This window comes from uncultured Caballeronia sp. (assembly GCF_964243625.1).
In the GTDB taxonomy this organism is placed as follows: Bacteria; Pseudomonadota; Gammaproteobacteria; order Burkholderiales; family Burkholderiaceae; genus Caballeronia.
The window spans coordinates 4332-6329 of sequence record NZ_CAXTGZ010000362.1 but is presented as its reverse complement, the minus strand read 5'-3'; the positions used below and the strand labels follow the sequence as shown (position 1 = coordinate 6329).

Below are 1998 nucleotides of genomic sequence, written 5' to 3'. Positions count from 1 at the left end.
GTTGTCCGTCACGCTCGACTGCGTGTACGCGTTGGCATACGTGACGGCGACCGCCGGCACCGCCTGCGAATCCCACATCGGCGCTTGCAGCAGGTCCGAGTCCGTCTGATATCCCGCCTGATGAAGCTGGGCCAGCGCGCTGTTTGCCTGACTGATCACATCGCCGCCAGAAATCACGCCGTTGGCCGCCAGCGACGCACATCGCGCCGTGCGGATTGCCGTCGTCGTAGTCAGCGGCAGCGCCGTCAGATAAGGCGCGCCCGCTGCTGCCGGGGCCAGCGCCGCGCAAGGCTGCAGCAGGTTCGCAAGCGACATGTAATCAGCAAGCGGCCGACCGAACGATGCCACCTGCACGCCGCCCTGACGCACGGACACCTGCGACGGAACTTTCAGGTTGATCTGCGGCTCGCCGACAACCACCGCCGTGATCCAGCCTTGCGTGTCCTCTTCCGCCGCGGCGAGCGACGCACCGCCGCCATTGCTCACCGATGCCGCTATCGTCGTCACGTCGCCGCGGTTGTAGCGCGTCTTGTGGTTGGTGCCATCGACTGCGCCGTAGGTATCGTTGAGCGCCCAGTACGCGAACTGGATGGCCTGCAACGTGTTCGTGCCCCAGTCCTTCTCCGGATTCTGCTGCGAGTGGGCGTGCTTGAATGCGTACCTGTTGGGGAATTGCGCGTTGAACGCAGCGATGCTCGTCGCACCCGGACTCGCCGTGAATTCGCTGGTCTTGCCGGCGCCCGTAGCGTTGGACAAGGTGCCGTCGATCAGTGTGACGAGGTTCGTCGCGAGTTCGTGCGCGCCGTTGCCGCTGCCTTTGTCGGTATAAGCCACCGCGCAGCCACGCTTCAATCCCCACTCGCCCGCCGCCGATATCGCCCCATACACGCCGCGAGACCCCGACGATGCCGCCGTCACAATGCACGGCTGGTCCGGGTTGAAGCTGGCCGGAATTTGCACGAGGAGGCTCACGTTCTTCTTTCCGCTGCCATCGTCGGCGTATGCGAGATATTCCTTGCCTGCGATCTTGCCTTCGCCGAGGGTATCGTTGCCGTTCAGATCGACATTGGGCCCCCAGAAACGCCCGTAGCCGCCGTTCGCGGACATGTCCACGAGCGCCCGATAATTCGAGTAGATCGCAAGCCGCCTGAGTTCGGCAGCCGTAGGCGAGGACGCGTTCGCAACCGAAGGCGCACTCGCCGATGCCAGCCCGCTCTTGCCCAGCCCCGCGGTCAGGAGGTCGTCGGTGTTGCCGTCGTAGGTTTGGGTGCGCACGCTGCCCGAGATGAAGCTCGGCAGTGAATTGGTCTGCGAGCCATGGTCGTCATCGTTGCCGTGGCACGCCGCCAGGCCTGCGCCAACCAGCGCGGCGAGCATCATGGCTACCGGAAATCGCTTCATCGTGTCTCCCTGAATTTTTATCGGTTTGAACGCGCCATACGCCGACCACGGACACAACCAATATCAAGCGGGAGAGCAATCCGCAAGGTCCGCGCAAGGTCGGCGCAATCTCGTCACTCAACCACAAACCGATGCAGCGCCACTACCCGGCAATACCCGAACCGCAAATACAAAACGGGTTCCGGCGCGCAAGGCGCCGGAACCCGTTCTTGAACCACTCGATTCCCGTCAGGCCGCGCCGTTGAAAAGGACAACGCTGCGGCTTACCGAGAGCCCGAGGTTCAGGCCTGCATCACGAACCGTTTTGCGGTGCGAGCGAAAGCTTGTTCGATACCGACTTCACGCCGGCCACGCCCTTCGCGATTTCTTCGGCCTTCGGGATCTGCGCGCCGTCCGGCACCGAACCCGTCAGGACGACGGCGCCGCTACGTGCGCGTACGAAGATGTTCGACACGTCGATGCCCTGTGCCTTGCCCAATGCACGGCGCACATCGAGACCGAGCTTGCGATCGGTCTTCTTCATGGTCTTGGCGTCAGCCTTCGCCGACATTGCGTCCGAGGGCGCAGCATCGCTTGATTGAGCATAGGCGCTCGATG

The 1998-nt window shown here is 63.6% G+C and carries 2 protein-coding genes; both read right to left on the bottom strand.

Features of this window, described 5'->3' with window-relative positions; translation table 11 throughout:
- A partial coding sequence (locus ACFFAR_RS21705; RefSeq protein WP_375508441.1) for a 3-hydroxybutyrate oligomer hydrolase family protein occupies nucleotides 1-1401 on the bottom strand: 1401 nt, incomplete at its 3' end.
- A gap of 292 nt (nucleotides 1402-1693) precedes the next feature.
- Nucleotides 1694-1998: BON domain-containing protein (locus tag ACFFAR_RS21700; protein ID WP_375508440.1), on the bottom strand; the 305-nt coding region annotated here is incomplete at its 5' end.